General features: G+C 57.2%; 19 protein-coding genes. 6 read left to right on the top strand and 13 right to left on the bottom strand.

The window, feature by feature from the left end; translation table 11 throughout:
- Nucleotides 1-16: 16 nt before the first annotated feature.
- The 4 genes from QEZ52_RS11070 to QEZ52_RS11055 form a co-directional block, all read right to left on the bottom strand.
- On the bottom strand, nt 17-403 hold the full coding sequence (locus QEZ52_RS11070) for a carboxymuconolactone decarboxylase family protein (protein WP_406644409.1): 387 nt from the start codon (nt 401-403) through the stop codon (nt 17-19).
- A gap of 87 nt (nt 404-490) precedes the next feature.
- Complete coding sequence (locus QEZ52_RS11065; RefSeq protein ID WP_406644408.1) at nt 491-883, bottom strand: hypothetical protein; 393 nt, start codon at nt 881-883, stop codon at nt 491-493.
- Nucleotides 884-931: 48 nt separating this feature from the next.
- Nucleotides 932-2,023, bottom strand: coding sequence for an aromatic ring-hydroxylating dioxygenase subunit alpha (locus QEZ52_RS11060; protein WP_406644406.1), 1,092 nt, complete (start codon nt 2,021-2,023; stop codon nt 932-934).
- Nucleotides 2,020-2,907 carry a MurR/RpiR family transcriptional regulator gene (locus QEZ52_RS11055; protein ID WP_406644405.1) on the bottom strand — a complete coding sequence of 296 codons (888 nt, stop codon included), beginning with the start codon at nt 2,905-2,907 and terminating at the stop codon, nt 2,020-2,022. Before QEZ52_RS11055 ends, QEZ52_RS11060 begins: the two co-directional genes overlap by 4 nt.
- Before the next feature lie 126 nt (nt 2,908-3,033).
- On the opposite strand from QEZ52_RS11055, the gene QEZ52_RS11050 reads away from it, so the two are divergent.
- From QEZ52_RS11050 to QEZ52_RS11035, 4 genes are read left to right on the top strand one after another with little or no spacing between them, the layout of a single operon-like run.
- A complete protein-coding gene (locus QEZ52_RS11050) occupies nt 3,034-5,502 on the top strand; it encodes an FAD-dependent oxidoreductase (RefSeq protein ID WP_406644404.1) in 2,469 nt (822 codons plus the stop codon).
- Nucleotides 5,499-6,608 (top strand): alcohol dehydrogenase family protein, encoded by a 1,110-nt coding sequence (locus tag QEZ52_RS11045; RefSeq protein ID WP_406644403.1) that lies wholly within the window; start codon nt 5,499-5,501, stop codon nt 6,606-6,608. The genes QEZ52_RS11050 and QEZ52_RS11045 overlap by 4 nt, the downstream gene beginning before the upstream one ends.
- Nucleotides 6,609-6,619: 11 nt before the next feature.
- Nucleotides 6,620-7,726: a mandelate racemase/muconate lactonizing enzyme family protein gene (locus tag QEZ52_RS11040; protein WP_406644402.1), complete on the top strand. Its 1,107-nt coding sequence runs from the start codon at nt 6,620-6,622 to the stop codon at nt 7,724-7,726.
- Nucleotides 7,727-7,769: 43 nt separating this feature from the next.
- The gene (locus QEZ52_RS11035; RefSeq protein WP_406644401.1) at nt 7,770-9,131 is read left to right on the top strand and encodes an aminotransferase class III-fold pyridoxal phosphate-dependent enzyme; all 1,362 of its coding nucleotides are present in this window, start codon (nt 7,770-7,772) and stop codon (nt 9,129-9,131) included.
- A 75-nt stretch (nt 9,132-9,206) separates the two neighbouring features.
- Here the strand turns inward: QEZ52_RS11035 and QEZ52_RS11030 are convergent, their stop codons facing one another.
- The 3 genes from QEZ52_RS11030 to recA all read right to left on the bottom strand — a co-directional run bounded on the left by QEZ52_RS11030 (nt 9,207) and on the right by recA (nt 13,451).
- Nucleotides 9,207-9,494 carry a DUF1330 domain-containing protein gene (locus QEZ52_RS11030; RefSeq protein ID WP_406644400.1) on the bottom strand — a complete coding sequence of 96 codons (288 nt, stop codon included), beginning with the start codon at nt 9,492-9,494 and terminating at the stop codon, nt 9,207-9,209.
- A 3-nt stretch (nt 9,495-9,497) separates the two neighbouring features.
- Nucleotides 9,498-12,170, bottom strand: coding sequence for an alanine--tRNA ligase (gene alaS, locus QEZ52_RS11025; RefSeq protein WP_406644399.1), 2,673 nt, complete (start codon nt 12,168-12,170; stop codon nt 9,498-9,500).
- Between the two features lie 213 nt (nt 12,171-12,383).
- A complete protein-coding gene (gene recA, locus QEZ52_RS11020) occupies nt 12,384-13,451 on the bottom strand; it encodes a DNA recombination/repair protein RecA (RefSeq protein WP_406644398.1) in 1,068 nt (355 codons plus the stop codon).
- Nucleotides 13,452-13,644: 193 nt separating this feature from the next.
- Between recA and QEZ52_RS11015 the strand changes: the two genes are divergently transcribed.
- Nucleotides 13,645-14,238 (top strand): gamma-glutamyl kinase, encoded by a 594-nt coding sequence (locus QEZ52_RS11015; protein WP_406644396.1) that lies wholly within the window; start codon nt 13,645-13,647, stop codon nt 14,236-14,238.
- Nucleotides 14,239-14,275: 37 nt separating this feature from the next.
- On the opposite strand, the gene QEZ52_RS11010 is transcribed toward QEZ52_RS11015, so the two are convergent.
- Nucleotides 14,276-16,582, bottom strand: a complete 2,307-nt coding sequence (locus QEZ52_RS11010) for an ATP-binding protein (RefSeq protein ID WP_406644395.1) — start codon at nt 16,580-16,582, stop codon at nt 14,276-14,278.
- A 112-nt stretch (nt 16,583-16,694) separates the two neighbouring features.
- The gene (locus QEZ52_RS11005; RefSeq protein WP_406644394.1) at nt 16,695-17,861 is read right to left on the bottom strand and encodes an RsmB/NOP family class I SAM-dependent RNA methyltransferase; all 1,167 of its coding nucleotides are present in this window, start codon (nt 17,859-17,861) and stop codon (nt 16,695-16,697) included.
- Between the two features lie 81 nt (nt 17,862-17,942).
- On the opposite strand from QEZ52_RS11005, the gene QEZ52_RS11000 reads away from it, so the two are divergent.
- Nucleotides 17,943-18,083: a hypothetical protein gene (locus tag QEZ52_RS11000; RefSeq protein WP_406644392.1), complete on the top strand. Its 141-nt coding sequence runs from the start codon at nt 17,943-17,945 to the stop codon at nt 18,081-18,083.
- A 326-nt stretch (nt 18,084-18,409) separates the two neighbouring features.
- On the opposite strand, the gene QEZ52_RS10995 is transcribed toward QEZ52_RS11000, so the two are convergent.
- From QEZ52_RS10995 to QEZ52_RS10980, 4 genes are all read right to left on the bottom strand, one after another.
- On the bottom strand, nt 18,410-19,267 hold the full coding sequence (locus QEZ52_RS10995) for a hypothetical protein (protein WP_406644391.1): 858 nt from the start codon (nt 19,265-19,267) through the stop codon (nt 18,410-18,412).
- Nucleotides 19,264-20,409: a DNA cytosine methyltransferase gene (locus QEZ52_RS10990; RefSeq protein ID WP_406644389.1), complete on the bottom strand. Its 1,146-nt coding sequence runs from the start codon at nt 20,407-20,409 to the stop codon at nt 19,264-19,266. The genes QEZ52_RS10995 and QEZ52_RS10990 overlap by 4 nt, the downstream gene beginning before the upstream one ends.
- Before the next feature lie 239 nt (nt 20,410-20,648).
- A complete protein-coding gene (guaB, locus tag QEZ52_RS10985) occupies nt 20,649-22,097 on the bottom strand; it encodes an IMP dehydrogenase (RefSeq protein ID WP_406644387.1) in 1,449 nt (482 codons plus the stop codon).
- Nucleotides 22,098-22,204: 107 nt separating this feature from the next.
- Nucleotides 22,205-22,723, bottom strand: a complete 519-nt coding sequence (locus QEZ52_RS10980) for a hypothetical protein (protein ID WP_406644386.1) — start codon at nt 22,721-22,723, stop codon at nt 22,205-22,207.
- Nucleotides 22,724-23,008 lie beyond the last annotated feature (285 nt).

Below are 23,008 nucleotides of genomic sequence, written 5' to 3'. Positions count from 1 at the left end.
CGGCGACGCTGCGCAATCACAAGAGATCGCGCTCTTCGAGCACCTTGCGGGCCACGCGAAAACATTCCAGCGACTGCGGAACACCACAATAGATACCAACCACATGAATAATAGCGCGAATTTCTTCTTTGGTCACGCCGTTGTTCAGCGCGCCTTTGCAGTGGATTTCCCATTCGTGCATTTTGCCCAATGCACCGATCATCGCCAGGTTCATCATTGAACGGGTCTTGGGGTCGATCACATCATCGCCCCAACCAAACCCCCAACACCAGGCGGTCATCGCCTCCTGAAACGGGCGGGTGAAATCATCCGCTGCGGCCAGATTCTTTTCCACATATTCCGCGCCCAGCGTCGCTTTGCGCTGCTCCAGGCCTTTCAGGAACAGGTCTTCGTCAAAACTCATGAGATTGTCCTTTTCATGTTTGTCCGCCCGCCGCCACAACGGCGGGTGTCTTCGGCAGAATCGCCGTATTTCGGCAAGTCATCTGTATTATCTCGGCACCGGGCAACCGTTCGTCGGCTGCCGGATCTGTAACGTCACTGCGACCTGCGCCGCACGGACATAAAGCCGGTTCAGATAGCGGTTGAGCGGCTGTTCTGACTCGGCGATCCAGGGCGATCCGGGGGCCAATTGACTGGGGGAAGGATCGGGATGGGCGCGAGGCAGCCCCAGCATTTCAGCGATACGCCTGGTGTCCCGTTCAAAACAGGAGTGCTCAAGCGCGTCGCGATCCCGGTAGCGTTCAGCCAAGCGCAATAGACCGCCAAGGATTGGACGGATCACAACACCGATCTCCTGGTCCCGTAGGCCCAGGAGCCGATCCAGCAAAGCATAGCAGTAATCGCTTTGCAGCGAGTAGAACACCTCGACGCGGTCCGTCATATCTGCCTCCCTGGCGTATGTGATCACCTGGACTGGATGGGGTCGCGATCAGTCCACCGCTTCGCGCATCCATTGCTGAAGTTTTGCGATCGAATGTTCGCTCATGACGCCACAAGCAGGATCCAAAACCAACGGTCCTGGTACATATCCCTTGGACTTCAGGCCGCGATGCACGGATTCCACCAGACGTATGTCCTCTTCGACCGTGGTTTCGCGATCCTGAACCGCCAACCCGCGGATCACATCGCTTTCGTGGCCGTTTTCGGTGTACCAACCACGCCAAACCGTACAATTGTCCACGTCATTGGCCCGCCAGTGATACGTGTTTAACACATTGCCCGGGTAGCACTGGAATGAAAACATCGGCCACAGGAACCAGCTTTGGTAGTCGCCGGCATGTTCGTTGCTGTCCAGATCAATGGGATAGGTCATCGACTCGAGGCTTTGGCATTCTGTGACATGGCGCAGCACATATCCGCCCCCGGCGTCGGGCTGAATGTCATAGGTTTCGGGTTTCACCACCCCTTCGGCAAAGGTCGGATGGTTGGTCGGGCAATGGTAACATTCGGAATAGTTTTCGACCGACACCTTCCAGTTACAATTCTCAGGACATTCGACCCATTCCAGCGGTGCCAACGTGTCGATATGAGGCACGTATTTGCGCAGCTCAGCGCGCACACCGGGAAACCAGTCGTCCATCGGCGCGGCGTCTTTGTCGAGATTGACGAACAGAAATCCGTTGAAATCTTCGGTTCGCACCTCGGTCAGACAGATTTTTTCGCGGTCAAACCCTGGCACCGATTTGACGTTGGGTCCGGCACGCAACCCCCCGGTCAGCTCATAGGTCCATTGGTGGTAGGGACAGACCACAACGCGCGTATTGCCGGTACCCGACACCATTTCATGGGCGCGATGCTGGCACACATTGTAGAACGTGCGCACCACAGCGTCGCGGCCCCGGATGGCAAACAGGCTTTGCCCGGCAATCTCAAAGGCAAAGTAATCCCCGACATTGGGAATATCTGCCACATGCCCGGCAAACTGCCAGGTACGCGACAGCAAACCGTTCAGTTCATTGCCGAAAATTTCGGGGTCCGTGTAATAGCGGGCTTCCAAAGAGTGTGTCAGGGGAATGTTCATGATGGATCATCCTGATAAAAGCCGAGTTGGTGGCGACGTTCGTGGAACTTTTCGACCCGATCCACCACTTTGTCTGACGCAGCCGCGATAACAAAGCTGAGCAATGTTTCCAGCAGCGCGATGGTCGGGACCGATGATGGAAAGAACTGGGGGGTGTCGATGGACATGACAAACCCGTGGTCTGCGGCGCGTATGATCGGAGAGGCAGGGGAATCCGACAATGCAATCACCGTCATTCCCTGCTCTTTGGCAACCTGCACGGCGTTGACCACCTCGGAACGATACGGACGGCATGTGATGGCGATCAGAACGTCGCGTTGATCCGCCCAGGCCAGATCATCAATCGCGGTCGATCCAGCGCGCGGAATGGCATGAAATTGAACCATTCCAGTGCGGGCCAGATAGGTAAAATTGCTGGCATTGGCGTGATTGACCCCAACACCCAAGGTAAACACGTTGCGTGACTCCCAGATTTTGGCGGCCGCTGCGCTCAGCTCGGATTCATCAATACCGGAAAACGTGTCTTCTATATTGCGCAGCGTGCTGGAGACCATATCGGCATATAATTCGGCCAGCCCGCCGCGTTTCTGCATGTCCTGCAACCACCGCGCCCGATCCGGAAGCGACGCCTGCCCTTGGCGGATCGCTTCACGAAACGGTTCACGGAAATCGTCATAGCCATCAAACCCAACCTGGCGCGCCATGCGGACCACGGTGTTGGGTTTGACATCCGCCGCATCCGCGATCTCGCGCACGGTCGACACCCCCACATCCCGTGGGTTTTCCAGAACATAGCGTGCCGCCTTCTGTGCCTCTGGTGTCAGATCGTCCAGCTCGCTCGAAAGCCGCTGAAGCACTGCAGAAGATACGTTTTTTTGTCCCATTCAAGTCCTCTTCAAATCCCCAGAATTCGCCAATGCGAACATTTGTCCCATTTTCTATTGACGGTGGTACATCTGATCCCTAACCCTGTCCATCGAAAACTGCGACTCTCGAACAGGAAGTGAGCGATGTCCTCCAAAGAATTCCCCGCACGCGCAAAGGTCGTCATTGTCGGAGGCGGCGTTATGGGCTGTGGCCTGGCCTATCATCTTGCCCACGAAGGATGGGGCGATGATACGGTTCTGCTGGAAAAGGCCGAACTGACCAGTGGATCAACCTGGCACGCCGCCGGGCAGATCACCCACTCCACCAGCTCCTATGGATTGGGCAAGATGGTGGATTACAACATTGGTCTGTATTCCCACAAGCTGGAGCAAGAAACCGGACAGGCGGTGACCTGGCATGGCTGCGGGAGTTTCCGCCTGGCCTATACCAATGATGAAATGGACTGGCTGCGCCACACCCTGTCAGTGGGTCGCGCATTGGGGTTCAACATTGAACTGGTAGGTCCTGAATTCATTGCGGAAAAACACCCATTCTACAATCTGGATGGCGTATTGGGCGCGCTTTATACACCGGATGACGGCCATGTGGACCCCTCCAATGTCACCATGGCCATGGCCACGGGTGCCCGCCAAAAAGGGGTGAAAATCTTTCGCCGCTGTCAGGCCACCAACATAAGCCAAAACGACGCGGGAGATTGGGTGGTCGAGACCGATCACGGCACCATCACCTGTGAACATGTGGTGAATGCGGGGGGCACCTATGCCCGCCAGATGGGAGAATGGTCGGGACTGCAGCTGCCGATGACCTCCATGACACACCATTATTTCGTCACCGAAGAGGTCCCCGAATTTCAGAATCTGGAACGGGAACTGCCGGTCATTCGCGACGACAAACAGGTGTCCGGCTATATTCGGATGGAACAGAAAAAGGGCCTGATCGGGATCTACGAAAAGGAGAACTCGAATTCGGTCTGGCATGATGAATGCCCATGGGACTATGAAAACTGGCTGTTCGAGGCCGATTATGACCGGGTCATGCCCTGGCTCGAAAACTCGTTGGAACGCATGCCGATTTTTGCTGATCTGGGTATCACACGCGAGGTTCACGGTGCGATTTCACATCCACCCGATGGCAACCCGATGGTTGGGCCTGCCCCCGGCGTACAGAATTACTGGTGCTGCTGTGGCACCCAGATCGGCATTGGGTGGGGTCCTGGGCTGACGCGTGAATTGGCCAAATGGATGGTGCATGGCGCTGCCGACATCAACATGCGCGACTATGACCCCCGCCGTTTCGGCTCCTATGCGGTCAAGGACTGGCAGGTGATCAAGGCGCATGAGGATTACAAGCTGCGCCACGAAATCCCGTTCCCGCATTTCAACCGTCTGGCGGGCCGTCCGATCAAACCTTCGCCGCTCTACGACCTCCTACGGGACAAGGGCGCGGTGTATGAAGAGGTGTTTGGCCACGAACGCCCCCGTTGGTTTGCCCGTGACGGTGTGGAACAGCGCGACCATTATTCGTTCCGCCGCAATGAAGTCTTTGACATGGTCGGTGCCGAATGCCGCGCTGTGCGGGAACGGGTCGGCATCATGGATGTCACCGCATTCACCAAAGTACTGGTCGAAGGCCCGGACGCCCATGCGATGCTCGACCGGCTGACCGCCAACCGGATGCCGCAAAAGAATGGGTCGATCTCCTTGACCCATATGCTGAACCGTCGTGGCCGGATCGAATTGGAAACCACCATCGTGCGCATGGCGGCGGATCGGTATTATCTGGTTTGTGCCGCCTTCTTTGAACAGCGCCTGCTGGACCATCTGACCCACAATCGCAATGATGCCGATGTTGCGATCACCACATTGTCCGAGGATTGGTCGGCGCTGTCGCTGAACGGGCCGAAATCGCGTGACGTTCTGGCCGCCTGTACGGATGCGGACCTGTCCAATGCCGGGTTCCGCTGGCTGTCAGCACAGGAAATCACGGTGGCGGGGCATCAGGTCTGGGCTTTCCGCATGTCCTATGCCGGTGAATTGGGCTGGGAATTGCATATGCCCGACGCTGCCTGTGTCGATGTCTATACCGCGCTTTGGGCGGCGGGCGCGCCGCACGGCATTGCCGATTATGGTTCATTTGCGATGAATGCCCTGCGGATGGAAAAAGGGTTCAAGGGCGCCGGAGAGCTCACCAACGAGGTCACCCTGCCCGAGGCCGACGTGATGCGTTTTGCCCGGTTGGACAAGGAGTATCTGGGGGCAGACGCCACCCGTGCCAGCGCCGAGGCCGATGAACAACCCTGGATCTGCGCCTATCTGGAAATTGATCCTGACGGTGTCGAGGACGGTCATGGCGGCGAGGCGATCAAGCTGAATGGCGAGGTCGTCGGCTCAACCGCTTCGGTGGCCTATGGGCATACGGTGGGCAAGATCCTGGCCTTTGCCTATGTCAAACCGCACGTCAATGTGCCTGGCACCGAGGTTGAAGTCATCGTCGCCGGTGAGCCGCGCGCAGGCCGCATTCTGGGTGAACCCGCCTATGACCCGATGTCACAAAAACCGCGAACCGACGCGGTGCTGGAGGCGGCAGAGTGAGCCACGCTGCCCCTCTTCCTGCCACCATGAAGGCCGTGCTGCTCACCGGGCACGGCGGATTGGAAAAGCTGGTCTATACAGATGTCCCGACACCGCGCCCGGACTCGGGCGAGGTGGTGATCCGGGTTGGGGCCTGCGGGCTGAACAACACCGATATCAACACCCGCACCGCCTGGTATTCCAAAACCGTCGATCAGGCGATCGGTGACGGTGGTGCGGATGGGTTCGAAACCATTGACGATACCGAGGCCACCTGGGGCAGCGGCGCAATCCATTTTCCGGTGATTCAGGGCGCTGACGTGGTGGGCCGCATTGTTGCGGTGGGCCCAGATACAGATCCGGGGCGCATTGGCGAACGGGTGATAATCGATCCCTGGTTGCTGGGGCATGGAGATTGGCAGAACACCGCAAATTCCGGCTATTTCGGGTCCGAATGTGACGGTGGTTTCGCCGAATACACCAAGGTACGGGCCGCCAATGCGTTGCCTGTGACCTCTGACCTCACCGACGCGGAACTCGCCACGTTTCCCTGTGCCTATACAACGGCTGAAAACCTGGTGAACCGGACAACGCCGCGCCCGGGCGAAACGGTTGTGATCACTGGGGCGTCGGGCGGGGTCGGATCAGCCGCGATCCAGCTGTGCCGCCTGCGCGGATGCCGGGTGATCGCAGTCGCCAGCCTGACCAAGGCCGACCTGCTGCGCGATCTGGGCGCGGAGATTGTGATCGACCGCAACACCGACGATCTGGAGTCCGCGATCCGCACCGCAGCCCAGGGCCCTGTGGACATTGCGCTGGATGTGGTTGGGGCCCCTATGTTCATGGCGCTGATCAATGCGCTCCGTCAGGGCGGGCGCTATTCGACGTCGGGGTGTATCGCCGGGCCAATGGCCAAATTCGATCTGCGCCAGCTGGTTTACAAGGACCTGCAATTGACCGGTGCCACCATCTGTCCGCCGGGCACCATGCACCGGGTTGTGGGCATGATCGAAACCGGCGCGCTGAAACCTTTGCTGGCCGAAACCTTTGGGCTCAAGGATCTGGCCCGCGCGCAAGAGATCTTTTTGCAGAAACAGCATGTTGGCAACATAGTTGTGACGCCCTGAAGGAACCCATTATGAAGATCACGCGTATTCGGATCTATAAAACTCCCCTGCCCTATGTTGGCGGCACCTATACTTGGGGCGCGGGCAATCCGATCAGCACCGCTTCGGCTTCGGTCGTGGTCATCGACACGGACGCAGGTCTGCAGGGATGTGGTGAATTCACGCCCTGTGGCGAAAACTACATGGTTGCGCATTCCGAAGGGGTCGCGGCATTGGCGCGGTTGGTTGCCCCCCAGCTGATTGGCGAAGACCCGCGACAGGTTGGGCGGATGGAACGCCTGATGGACCACATCGTTCAGGGACATGGCTATGCCAAGGCTCCGTTTGATGCGGCGTTCTGGGATCTGCTGGGTCAGGCCAGCGGACAGCCGGTTTGGATGCTCATGGGGGGCAAGCTGACCGATGGTGCGCCCATGTATCGGGTTGCCCCGCAAAAACCGTTGCAAGAAACCATCGCTGAAATGGAACACCACCGCGCGGCCGGATATCGCCAGTTCCAGATCAAGGTCGGCGGCGACTGGGTCACCGATATCGACCGGATCCGCATCACCGTTCCCCTGTTGAAACCTGGGGAAAAGGCAATGGCTGATGCCAATCAGGGCTGGCGCGTCGATAATGCCTTGCGGGTCGCCCGTGCCACCCGCGATCTGGACTTCATCCTGGAACAACCCTGTCGAACATATGAGGAATGCCAGCAGGTGCGCCGGGTGGCCCAGCAGCCAATGAAGCTGGACGAATGTGTCACCGGAATCGACATGGCCCGCCGCATCGTCAACGACCGGGGGGCAGAAATATGTTGTCTCAAGATTTCGAACCTTGGCGGATTATCCAAGGCCCGCAGGGTTCGTGACTTTTTGGTCGATCACGGCATTCCGGTGGTCAGCGAAGACACCTGGGGCGGGCAGATTACCACCGCCGCCGTCGCTCATTTTGCGGCTTCGACGCCGTCCGAAATGTTGATCAATTCGACGGATTTGATGAACTACAACACCCGCAACACAGGGGTCGGTGGACCGACCACTGCGGATGGCCGGCTGTTCGCCACCGACACGCCCGGACTGGGTGTGCGCCCTGATTTCGACTCGCTCGGCGCGCCGGTTGCAATTTACGGTGCCTGACCTCACCCTTCTCCCAAACCCGAAACAGATGGGAATCTGAACCATGGATGACCTTTCCAACGCCTATCCAACCCATGATCCGGAATGGGTGCGCGACATGCATGCCGACCATTATCTGCAAAGCTGGTCAAAACAAGGCAGTCGCCCCCGCGTTATCACCGGGGCGCAGGGCTCCTGGTTCTGGGATAGCGACGGCAAACGGTATCTCGATTTTCAAAGCCAGCTGGTGAATGCCAACCTGGGTCACCAGCACCCCAAGATCATTCAAGCGATCAAGGATCAGGCTGACAAGCTGTGTTATATCAGCCCGGCCATGGGGTCGGACGTTCGCAGCGAATTGGCTGCGATCATGAATGAGATCACACCAGACAATATCACGTCGACCTTTTTCACCACCGGCGGATCGGCGGCCAATGAAACCGCGATCCGCGTCGCCCGTCATTATACGGGCCGAACCAAGATCATCGCCCGCTACCGCAGCTATCACGGTGCCACCGGTGGCGCTTTGTCGTTGACCGGAGACCCCCGCCACCATCTGACCCGCGCCGACATGCCCGGAATTGTCCGGATGTTGGACCCTTATGTCTATCGGCTGCCCACGGGGCACACCGATCCGGCCAAATGTCCCGTGGCCCAGGGCGGTCCGCATCTCGAAGAGCTACTGATGTATGAAAACCCCAACACGGTTGCGGCGGTGATACTCGAACCGATCGTGGGCACCAATGGCATCATCGTCCCGCCCGAGGGGTACCTGCAATCCATCAAGGCGACCTGCGAAAAATATGGCATCCTGTTGATCGCAGACGAGGTCATGGCCGGGTTCGGGCGGACCGGCAAATGGTTTGCTGTCGACCACTGGGGGGTGCAGCCGGACATCATCACGTCGGCCAAGGGCATCAATTCGGGCTATGTGCCGTTGGGCACCATGTCGGTTTCGACCGAGATCCACGATTGGCTGCGCGATACGCCCCTGCCTGGCGGTCTGACCTATGCCGGTCACCCCCTGGCCTGTGCCAGCGGTGTTGCGGCCATCCGTGCCATGCAGGAGGAAGACACCCTGGCCCATGCCACTGCCATGGGTGAAACACTGCGGACCGAACTGCACAGGCTGGCCGAGAAACACCCCTGTATCGGAGACATCCGGGGCAAAGGCATGTTCAACGGGATCGAGCTGGTGAAAAACCGCGACACGCGCGAACCGCTGGTGCCTTTTGCGGCCAAGGGCGACGCGGCCAAACCGATGAACGACATGATGGGGTATGCGATGAACAACGGGCTGTACCTGTCGTTCTTCTCCAATGTCATCCGCCTGACACCGCCGCTCAATATCTCGCAGGAGGATCTGATGACCGGGATCGAAATTCTGGATCGCACATTGGAAATTGCGGACAAAGACTGCAACTGAAGCGGTTGATTTAATTGAAAATGGCCCGCCAATCTCTGGGCGGGCCATTTTGCTACTCGGGTTCGATGGATTGGATCAATCCGTGGTTTCTACCACCATCAGTTCCCGTTCAGAGGCTCCGCGCGCATGGCTCAGCGCGTCCTGATATTCGGGAGAGTTGTAGCAATCGACCGCAGCATCCACGCTGGGGAATTTGGCAACCACATTGCGCGGGCGTTCCTTGCCTTCGAGCTGAACGAACCGACCACCCCGGGCAATGAATTCTCCGCCGTGCTTGGCCACTGCGGGCCCGGCAAGCTCGGCATATTTTCCGTAAGCCTCGGCATCCGTTACGGTTACATGTGCGATCCAAAGTGCGCCCATATCTTATCCTCCCAAAACGATTTCAGCAGCTTTGATCGCTGCATCTGCATTTGTCGCGTCCTTGCCGCCGCCCTGTGCCATATCAGGACGGCCACCGCCGCCCTTGCCGCCCAATTCGACCACTGCGGCCTTGACCAGATCCACGGCGGACACTGTACCGGTCAAATCCTGGGTCACCCCGGCAGCAACGGCTGCCTTGCCGCCGGTGTCGGCGATCAACAGCACGGCACCCGATCCAAGGCGGTCCTTGTGTTCGTCAATCAACGCTGGCAGATCCTTGCCCGACACGCCGGACAAGACCTGAGCCAGGAATTTTACGCCGTTAATTTCGCGCGCTTCGGGACCCGCGCCCTGCCCGGCTCCACCGGCCATCGCCAACTCACGGCGCAGGGTCGCAACTTCGTTCTGAAGCGCCTTGCGTTCATCCATCAGCCCTTTGACACGGTCCACCACATCCGACGGCTGTGCCTTTAGCATACCGGCCACATCCGACATCCGACCGGCCTCGGCCGACAGATGTTCGAACGCCGCGGCACCTGTAAGCGCCTCGATCCGGCGGACACCGGCGCTGCTGGCACTGTCGCCCAACAGGACAAACGTTCCGATATCGCCGGTCTGCCTGACATGCGTACCGCCACACAGTTCGATCGACCAGGTCATGCCGTCCTGCCCCTTGCCAGTTTCGGCCCGCCCCATCGATACGACGCGCACCTCGTCACCGTATTTTTCACCGAACAACGCCTGTGCGCCGATCCCCCGTGCGTCATCCGGTGTCATGATCCGGGTTTCAACCGACGAATTCTGCCGGATATAGCGGTTCACATCCGCCGCAACCGTGGCCAGTTCCCCATCACTCAGCGCTTTGGAGTGGCTGAAATCGAACCGCAACCGGTCTTGGGCATTCAACGACCCGCGCTGTGCCACGTGATCGCCCAACGTCTCGCGCAATGCTTCGTGCAACAGATGCGTGGCCGAGTGGTTCGCACGGATGGCGCTGCGGCGCGTGTGGTCCACTTCCAATTCAACCGGCTCGCCCATAGCCAGCGTACCACGTTCCACAGTCACCTTATGGGCAAAGACCTTGCCATCGGCAAATTTGCGGGTGTCCTCGACCAAAGCGACATCATCGCGATTGTCCAGACGGCGTATCACACCTGTGTCACCGACCTGGCCCCCGGATTCCGCATAAAACGGCGTCTGGTTGACCACGACCCATCCTGAAACCCCGGTTTCGATCTTGTCGACTTTGGCCCCGTCTACGATCAGCGCTTGGATCTGACCTTCGGCCTTTTCCGTGTCATAACCCAGGAAATCCGTCGCCCCACCGGCATCCAACACGTCAAACCAGATCGCATTGTCCGCTGCATCGCCCGACCCAGACCAGGCTGCGCGGGCCTTGGCCTTCTGCTCGGCCATGGCGGCATCGAACCCGTCGGTGTCTACATCACGCCCCTTTTCACGCAGCGCGTCCTGCGTCAAATCCAACGGGAACCCAAATGTATCATACAACTTGAACGCCGCCTCGCCCGACAGCGATGCGTCTTCTGCCAGGCCGGCAAGCTCATCGTCCAGAAGCTTCAGGCCGCGATCCAGAGTCTGTTTGAACCGGGTTTCCTCCAACAGCAGCGTCTCTTCGATCAAGGATTGGGCCTGGCCCAACTCTTTGTACTGTGCGCCCATTTGTTGGACCAGCGCAGGCACCAGTTGATGCATGACGGGATCCTTGGCCCCCAACAGATGCGCATGGCGCATGGCCCGCCGCATAATCCGACGCAGCACATAGCCGCGCCCGTCATTTGACGGCATCACCCCATCGGCAATCAGAAACGACGTCGAGCGCAGATGGTCGGCAATCACTCGATGGTGCACGTTCTTGTCACCATAGGGATCAACGCTGGTGGCATGCGCGCTGGCCTCGATCAGGGATTTGAACAGGTCGGTGTCATAATTGTCATGGCTGCCTTGCAGCAATGCCCCAATCCGCTCCAGCCCCATACCGGTATCAATCGACTGCATTTCCAGGTCGATCATCGAGCCATCTTCGAACTGTTCGTTCTGCATGAAAACGATGTTCCAGATTTCGATGAACCGATCCCCGTCTTCCTCGGGCGATCCCGGAGGCCCACCCCAAATATGATCGCCATGATCATAAAAAATCTCGGTGCAGGGTCCGCAGGGCCCGGTCGGCCCCATCTGCCAAAAGTTGTCCGACGTCGCGATGCGGATGATCCGATCTTCGGGCACTCCCAGCTTTTTCCAAATCTCAAAGGCTTCGTCGTCGGTGTGATAGACCGTGGTCAACAAACGCGACTTGTCGATCCCGTATTCTTTGGTGATCAACTCCCAGGCAAAGGGGATCGCCTCATGTTTGAAATAATCGCCAAACGAGAAATTGCCGAGCATTTCAAAGAAAGTGTGGTGGCGTGCTGTGTAGCCAACGTTGTCCAGATCATTGTGCTTGCCGCCTGCGCGCACACACTTCTGCGCGGTGGTCGCGCGAGAATAGTTCCGGGTTTCCACCCCGGTGAACAGGTTTTTGAACTGCACCATCCCCGAATTGACGAACATCAGCGTAGGATCATTACGGGGAACAAGCGGGCTGGAAGAAACGACTTCATGCCCTTGCTTGGCAAAATAGTTCAGAAAGGTTGAACGGATGTCATTGAGCGTCGGCATTCTGGGTCTCGTCTCGGGCAGGAAATGTGGCGGTTCGGCACAGGTTTAGCGGCGCACCCGTCCCCTGTCCACCGCCCGCATGCGCACAGGTCCCTCCAAATGCGACATGGCCCGAAAATCAAAACCAGACGGCCCTGCCGGGTCGCCTGGTTCCAAAGGTTTCTGGGTTGTCACGCGTGCGCGAGGTTTCCGCCCCGCTTTAGCCATACAGCATCAAGCCTCGAGAATATCGTCGGCACCGTCACTGTCGGGCCGGTCGAACTCCAGTCCATGAGAGGCACGGATCTTGTCTTCGATCTCAAAGGCCACCTGAGAGTTTTCACGCAGAAATTTCTTGGCGTTTTCACGACCCTGGCCGATCCGCTCATCGCCATAGCTGAACCAGGACCCCGATTTGTTCACAACGCCTGCCGTGACCCCCAGATCCAGAAGTTCACCCATCTTAGAAATGCCTTCGCCATACATAATGTCGAATTCAACGGTACGGAACGGCGGAGCAACCTTGTTCTTGACCACTTTGACTTTTGTGGCATTGCCGACCACTTCGTCCCGGTCCTTGAGCGCACCAATGCGGCGAATGTCCAAACGAACCGACGAATAAAATTTCAACGCGTTACCGCCGGTTGTGGTTTCCGGGCTGCCAAACATAACGCCGATCTTCATCCGGATCTGGTTGATGAAGATCACCATGCAATTCGACCGGCTGATTGATCCGGTCAGCTTGCGCATGGCCTGGCTCATCAGGCGGGCCTGGACACCCACGCTGCTGTCTCCCATATCGCCTTCAAGTTCCGACTTTGGTGTCAACGCCGCGACCGAGTCGACGACAACCATGTTCACCGCCCCGGACCGAACCAGCGTATCGGTGATTTCCAATGCCTGTTCACCCGTATCGGGCTGTGAAATCAGCAATTCGTCAATGTCCACACCCAGCTTGCGGGCATATTGCGGATCCAACGCATGTTCCGCATCGACAAAGGCACAAACGCCGCCCTTTTTCTGTTGTTCGGCCACACAATGCAGGGTCAGCGTGGTCTTGCCCGAACTCTCGGGCCCGTAGACTTCGATAATCCGCCCCATTGGCAGACCGCCGATCCCCAGGGCAATATCCAATCCCAGCGACCCGGTCGAGGAGGCTTCGATTTCCTGAATCGCACCCTCATCACCAAGCTTCATGATTGACCCCTTGCCGAATTGCCGTTCGATCTGGGCCAAAGCGCTATCCAGCGCCTTTTTCTTGTCTTCGTTCTTCTTGCTGCTCATGGTCAAAAGATCCGCCATTATCCCGTTACCTTCCTTATTGTCACAGCCGAGCCCGAGCGGCAATCGCTGGTTTGTTCGCCTCTTGTTCCTTATGAGATCAAAAAGAGAACATTTCAAATGAAAAATTCATCTTCTTTACTCTTGCCCGATAGTGTTAAAGATTGGTTTACGATGATTTTCGATCTGTCAGCCCTGAGAGAAGCGCCGCTAAATGCTTGTTTTTTATAAAGAGCGCCTTGTATTCCTATGTGTTCCAAAAACCGGAACAACAGCCTATCACACGGCCCTGAGAGATCGGGCCGACATGGTGATTTCCGAACCTCCGGATTTGAAACATGCACCGGTCTATCGGTACAATCGATTCATTCGGCCGATGTTCGACAAAGTCTGTAACGCACAGATGGAAACCATTGCCGTCATGCGCGAACCGATCAGCTGGCTGGGCAGCTGGTACCGGTACCGGCGGCGCCCCTATATGAAGGGGCGGCCGAATTCGACTCATGATGTCAGCTTTGATGAATTTGTCCGCGCCTATGTCAAAGGCGATTGTCCCCCCTTTGCTAATGTCGGCAGTCAGGCCAAGTTTCTTGCCCCCCAGCCCAATGGAACCGCGGTTTCACAACTGTTCCGATACGAAGACCCGGACAAGCTGAATGGCTTCCTGCGAGACAGTCTGAATGTATCGTTCGAACTGAAACGTGAAAATGTATCTCCGGACTTCCAACTGACCCTTTCTCCGGATATCGAAGCCATTCTGAGGCGCAAACGCGCCGCGGAGTTCGATTTGTACGACAGTATTTCCTGACCCCGGCCTGCCGGAACAGATCCCTAAGCCGTCACCGTCAGTGCATCTGCTCAAAAACCGTTTCGGTGAGCTGTGTCAGGGAAAACGGTTTCGGCAGGAATACAGAGTTTGGAATTTCCGGTTTCGCATCACCAAATGCCCCTTCGGCGTATCCCGACACAAAGACAACCCGTACATCAGGGCGCACTTTCAACGCTTCCCGAACCCAACTGGGACCATCCATCCCTGGCATGACGACATCGGTGACAAAAACGTCCACGGACAGGTTTTGATCCTCAAGGGTTTTCAGGGCGTCTTCGGCAGATTCAGCTTCCAGAACCGTATACCCCCTCAGCCTGAGCGCACGCGAGGCAAAGGCACGCACCGGTGCCTCGTCTTCGACCAGCAACACAACACCATCCCCTGCGACCGGGGTCGTGACAACGCTGGATTTCGGCATCGGCTTGGGGGCATGGGGTTCCAAATCATGACATGGAAAGAACAGAGTAAACTGTGTGCCGCTGCCCGGCACCGAATCCACAAAGATAAACCCGCCAGTTTGCTTGATGATGCCATAGGCGGTGGACAGACCAAGCCCCGTCCCCTCTCCGGTCCGCTTGGTCGTGAAAAACGGTTCAAAGATTTTCTGAAGATTATCCGCTTCGATCCCCATTCCTTCGTCACTGACCTTGACCACGACGTATTCCCCGGACGGCACCGTGGCGCGGTCCCGTTCCAGCGGGGCATCCAGATGGACGACTTCGGTTTGAATTCGGATTTCGCCGCCGTTGGGCATGGCATCTCGGGCATTAACAACAAGGTTCATCAACACCTGTTCCAATTGCCGTTTGTCGGCGCGGATCGGGCTGAGAACCGGATCATGACTGAGCGTCAGCGTCACTTTTTCACCGACAAGACGGTTAAGAAGATGCGTGAGGTCGGACAGGGTATCGCGCAGATCCAGGGTTTCGGGGCGCAATGTCTGTTTGCGCGAAAATGCGAGCAACTGGCTGACCAACGCCGCTGCCCTGTTGGCGTTCTCGTTGATCTGAATCAGGTCACCAAAGTCGGGATCCCCCTGATCGTGTCGCAGCAAAAGCAGGTCGCAATGGCCCGAAATCGCTGTTAGCAGATTGTTGAAGTCATGCGCAACACCGCCTGCAAGTTGACCGATCGCCTGCATTTTCTGGCTTTGGACAAATTGTGCTTCCAGGGTCTTGAGCTCGGTCGCATCATTCAGGACCGCGATCAGCTCGCGGCGGTCTTCGTCCGGCACCCGGCTGAGCGTTACCTGCACAAACACCTCTTTGTCGCGCCGCTTGAGCCGCAGAAATTCAGACTTCTGGACGGCCGACCCTGCGATTGTGTCCGTCAGCCAATCCTCCAGGGGACGCCCCAGTCCCTCCATGACCTCGCCAATCATCATGCCAGTGCGATACGTCTGACCCAACATTGTTGCCGCCATTGTATTGGCGGCAAGGATCTCTCCTTTGGCGTTCACTCTGAGCAACGGGACCGGCAGTGTTTCAAAGTCGGTAATTCTGGATTTTGAGGGGGTTTCTCGAACCGGGAGAAAAAACAACTCCTGGCGCCCCACAGACGTCGCGACCTCCATGGCAAAGACCTGCGTCGGTCCGGAGGCCGTCGTCAGTGTGTTGACCCGTCCCGGTTGCACCGGCAGGGTCGCGAACAGTGCCTTTAACGATTTGACGCGCTGACCGACCAGGGTGCGCGCCGCGTCATTCATGAACAGAACCGTCCCCGACCGCCCCACAGTGACCATCGGCACGGGCATGGCCTCGGGGCCACGTCCTTGATGCGGTTTTTCAGGCATATCTTCGACGCGCCACAGAAAACCGGTTTCACCCAATTGGTGCACGGCCAGCCGCACATGCCCCCGCCTGGTTACCACATCTTCGCGCGCAGCGCCGTCCAGCTTGGCCCGGCACTGCAGCCGATACAGAATCGCCGTCGGATTGGACAGAACCGCACGCAACGACCCAGCCAATGTATCGCTTTTGGTCTGCTGAAACCGCAAATCGGCGGACATGTTGCAGGCCTGAATTGCCCCATCTTCATCTGTGACAAAGCTGGGAACCGCGTCTTTTTCGATAAATTGAGTCAGCAGGTCGGTTGCAAGGTTTCGGGCCCGGGTCTGAATCCGTGTGCGCCAGGTGACCCCAATAGCCACCAACACCAAAGTCAGCGACGCCGCCAATACCCCCCGTTCCGCCAGAACCGGCATATCAAAGGCAAATCCCGCTGCTGCCAACATTGCGCTCATCACCAAAACAGCTGCCAGACGCGCATGTTCTGGTGCCGTGGCATTCCGACCCGGAATGGGAGAGCTGTTTCGACTGATCACCAGGATACTCCGTCAGGGGATTCGCTGGCGTCTATTTCGCGCGATTTGAGTTAATCCCAGCTTAATTCGCATTCCAGCACAGGAGGACGGTACAACTCAACTCTTGCGTGTGTCAAGCCGCAGGTGCCTGTAGCTGCGCGAGGAAAAAACCGTCCGTACCCTCATCAAGGAACCACTGATGCGTGTCATGGACGCTCCATCCGGGGTGATGGTCCAAGAACCGATCAACCTGAGCCGAATTTTCGGGCACCAAGAGAGAACAGGTTGCATAACTCAACACACCTCCCGGTTTGACCAACTGCGCTGCGGCCGCCAGAATCGACGCCTGGATGTCCTGCAATTCAGCAAACCGATCCGGGGTAAGCCGCCATTTTCCTTCGGGCGCACGCCGCCAGGATCCCGACCCGGAACAGGGCGCATCGCACAGCACCAGATCAAACCGCCCCATCGACTTCAAATCATGAGTTTTTGCAATTTTTACCTTTGCACCGGCCCGTTTAGCGCGTTCGGGAAGATCCCTTAGGCGTTGCTCGGCCGCGTCATGTGCAACCAGTTCCAGCCGGGCCGCCGCCGCCATGGCCAGCGTCTTGCCACCGCCTCCGGCGCAATAGTCGAGCACGCGCATACCGTTTTGCAGGTTCAGTCGTTCCACAATGGCCTGACTGGCCCCGTCCTGGAGTTCAACCAACCCATCCAGATAGGGTCTGGAATTGCGGATTGCCCGTTCGCCGCGTTCGACGATCAACGCTGTACTGGCGCTGGGATGGGGTACGGTTTCAATCCCGCCCTCGGCCAAAACCTCCTGTGCATGTGAAACCGACGCTTTGGTCGAATTCACCCGAAGAAACACCGGCGCACGGTCCCTCAAGGCCAGTTCGGCGTCATGGGCTTTGTCCGCTCCCAGGCTGCTTTGAAACGCACCCCACAACCATTCCGGGAGGTCGACAATAGAGAGATCCGGCACGGCACGCTCAAATTCGCCCTCGCTCAAGGCCGCAGGCGCATGCCGCTCCCCTGTGAACAGGGGCTCTGGGTCCACCCCCCCCGAACGCAACGCGCCCAGGATCAGGCCGCGGCCCGTCCGCGCGCCCCCCAATGCAGCATGCGAATTCATTTGGCGCACAGAGGAAAAGACATGATCGCGCACGGCGGCACGGTCCTTGGATCCGGCATATCGGCTGCGACGCGCCCATCCGGTCAATGCCTGTTCCACAGCGCTGCCATCCAGGATCTGCTCCAGAATTTCGATCGCTGCCTGCAAACGTGCTGCCGGTGTCATGACGGTGCCCCAATGTGTTGGACCTGACGCCGGCGTGGCGACAGGCAGGTCAGTTTAGGCGAAGTGGTAGATCGGGCTTTCATGGATGATCCGCGCGCGATGCACACCTATCACCACCAACTGATGCGCCGTGATGCCAAGGCGAACGCCTTGTTGCTTGCATCAGAGCACATCAAAGCCTCGATCACTTTGCCTTTCACGGGCGCATCAGTATTCGAATGAGCACTTATAGTGAAGGGCAGAATTACAGGCGGCCTGCCTGCAAAAGCCTCTCGTTCAAGGGGATTGCAGGTTTGCATTTCGTGGTCGTCGGCATCGATTTGCGCCCGCACGTCGTACGCAATACCCGCCGTTGTCAATGCGAGCGGCCTGACGTTGCTGTTAGAATATCGCCACAGCATCAGCTTTCACCTCGCACCCTCCAAGGAGGGCGAACAGTTTGTCTGCCAATTGCGCGTCGTGCAGGCTCCTGACCAGGACCAACATCTCATTAGAAACGCCACACCCGACCTATTCAAGCAGGCGGTTTCACAAGCTGACCTGACAATCTAAGACCGTCTAATGGGCGTTGGATCTGTTGTTTTACGAACAATTCCACCACGTTTTATGGAGGTCTTCCGAACGGTATCAACTCCCTGATATGCGACTTCAATTTCAACATGATTGAGCTCGCTCTCAGCGCCACCAAAACAATCGTGCATTGCCTTCAAGATCCCCACATCATCAATCCCATTGACCCGTGGGTTGGGGTTGTTCCTGGGACTGGGGACGGTTCCTGGAAACAGGTAGATACACGGCGGAGGAATCCGGTATCGCCCGACATCTGTCAATCGGGTTTCATCGGCACTGATTTTTGGACATGGCCTGGCGCTTGTCCCGCAGATCCAATCCCAAACCACGAGCCCATCAATTCTCTGGTTGCGGTCGATCATTTCGGCGCTCAATCGTGTATGGATACCCGACCAGACATTGTGTCTGGGATCGGCTCCAGGATTGCTGCAAACGCTCCAGATTATGAATTCATCCGCATGAGGCGGGCGTTCAAAAATGTTCGTGTTGTTTCCGTCCAGGCAGCCTTTCAACTCGATGATGGCCGTCCGACCTGTATTGAGTTCAACAAAATAGTCATGCCTGTTGGATTCGCCTGCCGAGCCCCACCCTGCGATAAAGCCACGGGTCTCCATGTGGCCAAGTATCAACGCCACAAAATCGCGTTTCTCTTTCATCGAAGCAGAAAACTGCCCTCTGATCCTTTCAATCGTCCCACGAAAAAGGCCTGACTGATAGAAATCTTTTTCATCCAAACCATGATCACCGAGTTTGTGTGACTCGGTTTTCAGAACCTCGGCAAACTCCAGGATTTTCTGTCGTAGCTCTTCGTTCTTTTCGCAGGGGATTTCGCTCACGCTTTTGCTCGCCTCTTGGTCGCTTCTTTTTCCATGAGTATCTTTTCGAACAGATGTTGCGCAATGTATCGCACGACTGGAACAGCCACGCCATCACCGGTCAGGTGATAGGCCTCGTTATAGCGATCGGGGAGCGCATAGCTGTCATCAAGCCCCATCAAGCGTGCAGTTTCTCGTGTAGAGATGAGCCGGGATCGGATTTTGTCGCCATCGACCACCATGATCAATTGTCGCGAAGATCCGCCTGCTGGCGTTCTCAAACACCCTGCAATCTCGTCAAATCGGATTTCGGCCCGTTGGACTTTGATCCCATGTTCGTGCCTGGTTCTCTTGTAGATTGTTCCAACCATCTTCACGCCCGCCGCCTTCGCGGTTTCGACCTTGGCCAGGTTCACTTCTGACATCATCGACAGCAGGGCGGTGGTTTCAGAAGACGTGTGCCATTTGACAGACGTCGGATTGTCCTCGACAAGATCCGCGAACTTTGCGTTGCGTTTCGGTGGTGTAGGCATTCTCCACCACAACCAATTTGCTTTCAGGTCATCTGAAAGACGTTCGAACGCATTCCTCAGCCCCCTTGTGTGCCAAGGTGCCATCGGCCCCTCGGACGCAACAAGACCTGACACCCCAAGCCCGTCCCGAACTGCAACGATAAACAATCTGGGCCGGGACTGGGGAATGAAATGCGCCGCATCCGCAACGATTGCCCCGAATTTGTACCCCAGGTTTGAAAGAGCCTCGCAGATGGTGTTGAAATCCTTGCCCTTATGAGACGTCAACGTCCCAAGAACATTTTCCAGGGCAATGATCGAAGGCTCCCGCCCTTCGTCCTTTAGAACTTGGATGTGATGAATGAACGGCCAGAAGGTACCTGACCTGTCACCTCGCAAACCTGCGCCGCCCCCGGCCAAAGACAAATCCTGACAGGGAAACGACCCCCAAACCAGATCCGGGGTCCCACGCATGTCATCGGGCGCAATATTGCGGATGTCATCGACGACCAGATGATCATCGCCCCAGTTCCTGGCGTAGGTGGCACCTTTTTTTCGATCAAAGTCATTGGCAAGCAGACAATCCCAGCCAGCCCCCAATCCTGCACGCGCCATCCCGCCGCCTGCAAAGAATTCATAGAAACTGCCCAAGTTTGCCTCCCGTTTTGAAACCGATTACACCAAATCCCGAAGAACCAATCAAGAACACAATGAATTTTTGCGTATAACGACACTTTCTCTGTCCAACAGCAAATTCGAGCACAAGCTAGAATCGGCATCAGTCACGCTCAAACGCTATCTGTTTTGCATCAGATTGGGCGAGACAGTCATGATCCATTGCGCGCTTTGGCTGATGCGGGGTCTTTCCCACATCAGCCACGCACCCGTGTTTATCCGATCCGGTAGTTCGGGCTTTCGCGGGTGATCTGGACGTCATGCACATGGCTTTCGGTCAGACCAGCACCGGTGATTTTCACGAACTGACAGTTCGAGCGCATTTCGGCAACAGTGGCACAGCCGGTATAGCCCATCGCCGCACGCAGGCCGCCTACCAATTGGTGAATCACGGCGCTGGCCGCACCTTTGTAAGGCACCTGCCCTTCGATCCCTTCGGGCACCAGCTTGTCGCTGGCCGCGTCCTTTTGGAAGTAGCGATCCGCCGACCCCCGCGCCATGGCCCCCAAGCTGCCCATGCCACGATAGGATTTGAAAGACCGGCCCTGATACAGGATGACTTCACCCGGGGATTCATCAGTCCCGGCGATCATCGACCCTACCATGGCACAGGATGCACCAGCGGCGATGGCCTTGGCAAAGTCGCCCGAGAATTTGATGCCTCCGTCAGCGATCACAGGGACATTTCCGGCCGCAGCCGCGCAATCCATGATCGCAGTCAGCTGGGGCACGCCCACACCCGCCACCATACGGGTGGTACAGATGGATCCGGGTCCAATACCAACCTTGATCGCGTCCGCGCCCGCGTCGATCAGCGCACGGGTGGCTTCGCCTGTGGCGACGTTACCCGCAATCACCTGGACCGCATTGGATTGGGCTTTGATCCGTTTCACTGCTTCGATCACGCCTGCGGAATGGCCGTGCGCAGTGTCGACCACCACAATATCCACACCCGCATCAATCAGCGCCTCGGACCGGGCAAATCCGCTGTCACCGACAGAGGACGCCGCCGCGACCCGCAACCGACCCAGATCATCCTTGCAGGCGGTGGGGTTCAGCACGGCCTGTTCGGTATCTTTCAGCGTCAACAGGCCGGTCAGTTTGCCCTGACCATCCACCACCAGCAGCTTTTCGATCCGGCGTGCCCGCATCATCGACTTGGCTTCTTCGAGCTCGGCCGGTTCCTGCAACATCGCCAGATTGTCCGATGTCATCATCACACTGACCGGGGTATTGTCATCGCTGGCAAAACGCATGTCGCGGTTGGTCACGATGCCGACGACCCGGCCAGCGCTGTCCACCACCGGGAAGCCGGTGACGCGGTAACGTTCCTGCAGCGCCTTGGCATCGGCCAGGGTCTGATCCGCAGTCAGGGTGATCGGGTTGTAAACAATCCCCGATTCAAACCGTTTGACCCGGCGCACCTGGCGTGCCTGCTCGTCGGCATCCAGGTTCTTGTGAATCACGCCCATACCGCCTGCCTGGGCCATTGCGATGGCCATGCGCGCTTCGGTTACGGTGTCCATCGCCGAACTGAGCAGCGGGATGTTCAACGAAATCGACTGCGTCACATTGGTGCGCGTATCCGCCGTGCTTGGCAGCACGTCAGATGCCCCTGGCACCAGCAAAACATCATCAAAGGTAAACGCCTCACGAATCTGCATTTGTCATCCCCATGCATAGCCCCGTTTGGCGGCCACCCTATCGCACGGATCGAAAGCAGGGGAAAGGGTTGTTTGAGGCTTATTTTGCGCCCGAACGTGACAGATCGTCAGAATATCGGTTGTGTAGTTTCCGCCTCGTCACCCTGAACAATGATCTGCGGCCGACTGCGGGGACGTTCGGTGTGGAACACAGAGCCGTTGGGCGGGTTGACCAGTGCAAACATATCGACCCGGTGGTCATGCCAATTCACCACACGTTCCCGGTCTTGTTCAAACACGATGACGCAATAGGCACCACTATGCAGATCACAGCTGTCACGATCCAGTACCGAAACCACAAAAGGATCGACGACATTGCGTTGTACCATCAACAACATACTTTGGCCTTTGCCGACCAGAACCATACCACCGAACATGATGACGAATGCCGCCAAAATCATTGCAATACCTGACAAAGCTTTGAGTGGGTTGGATATTCTTAGACTAGAGCCAAAAGCCACAAACAAGGAGCGCCCCAGCATACCAACCGCGGCAATGATCATAATAACAGTGAATTTTCCTGAAACCCCATCGGACGCCTGGGACACACCCGCAGCCGCCGCCGATACATCAAAACCAAAATCCATGTATTGAACCCTTTACAAAAATCACTTCAACAATGGTGCCAAATGGCTCCTGAAATCTGTTCAGAATTGGGCGTGACTCCAGCAATTTTCCGGTGTTTTTTGAAACCACGGCCCCAAAGGTCAACACCGGTGCTGATTCCGTTCACTTATCGTGATTCAGCGCCTTTCCTATCTGGTTTCACTCGGCAAAGGCACATTTGATCCACAAGTTTTCTGCACAAATGCCGCCCACGAACCAGAAAGTGACGCCGACTGCCTTTTCCTTTTTGCGCAACACCATATTGT

This window comes from Aliisedimentitalea scapharcae (genome assembly GCF_045277565.1).
Classification (GTDB): domain Bacteria; phylum Pseudomonadota; class Alphaproteobacteria; order Rhodobacterales; family Rhodobacteraceae; genus Aliisedimentitalea; species Aliisedimentitalea scapharcae.
The sequence above is the reverse complement of the archived record's forward strand: the minus strand, read 5'-3'. Positions and strand labels throughout refer to the sequence as shown.

Coding starts and splice junctions, on each gene's coding strand:
- QEZ52_RS11070 (WP_406644409.1), bottom strand. CDS start 403: ATGAGTTTTGACGAAGACCTGTTCCTGAAAGGCCTGGAGCAGCGCAAA.
- QEZ52_RS11065 (WP_406644408.1), bottom strand. CDS start 883: ATGACGGACCGCGTCGAGGTGTTCTACTCGCTGCAAAGCGATTACTGC.
- QEZ52_RS11060 (WP_406644406.1), bottom strand. CDS start 2,023: ATGAACATTCCCCTGACACACTCTTTGGAAGCCCGCTATTACACGGAC.
- QEZ52_RS11055 (WP_406644405.1), bottom strand. CDS start 2,907: ATGGGACAAAAAAACGTATCTTCTGCAGTGCTTCAGCGGCTTTCGAGC.
- QEZ52_RS11050 (WP_406644404.1), top strand. CDS start 3,034: ATGTCCTCCAAAGAATTCCCCGCACGCGCAAAGGTCGTCATTGTCGGA.
- QEZ52_RS11040 (WP_406644402.1), top strand. CDS start 6,620: ATGAAGATCACGCGTATTCGGATCTATAAAACTCCCCTGCCCTATGTT.
- QEZ52_RS11035 (WP_406644401.1), top strand. CDS start 7,770: ATGGATGACCTTTCCAACGCCTATCCAACCCATGATCCGGAATGGGTG.
- QEZ52_RS11030 (WP_406644400.1), bottom strand. CDS start 9,494: ATGGGCGCACTTTGGATCGCACATGTAACCGTAACGGATGCCGAGGCT.
- alaS (WP_406644399.1), bottom strand. CDS start 12,170: ATGCCGACGCTCAATGACATCCGTTCAACCTTTCTGAACTATTTTGCC.
- recA (WP_406644398.1), bottom strand. CDS start 13,451: ATGGCGGATCTTTTGACCATGAGCAGCAAGAAGAACGAAGACAAGAAA.
- QEZ52_RS11015 (WP_406644396.1), top strand. CDS start 13,645: ATGCTTGTTTTTTATAAAGAGCGCCTTGTATTCCTATGTGTTCCAAAA.
- QEZ52_RS11005 (WP_406644394.1), bottom strand. CDS start 17,861: ATGACACCGGCAGCACGTTTGCAGGCAGCGATCGAAATTCTGGAGCAG.
- QEZ52_RS11000 (WP_406644392.1), top strand. CDS start 17,943: ATGGATGATCCGCGCGCGATGCACACCTATCACCACCAACTGATGCGC.
- guaB (WP_406644387.1), bottom strand. CDS start 22,097: ATGCAGATTCGTGAGGCGTTTACCTTTGATGATGTTTTGCTGGTGCCA.
- QEZ52_RS10980 (WP_406644386.1), bottom strand. CDS start 22,723: ATGGATTTTGGTTTTGATGTATCGGCGGCGGCTGCGGGTGTGTCCCAG.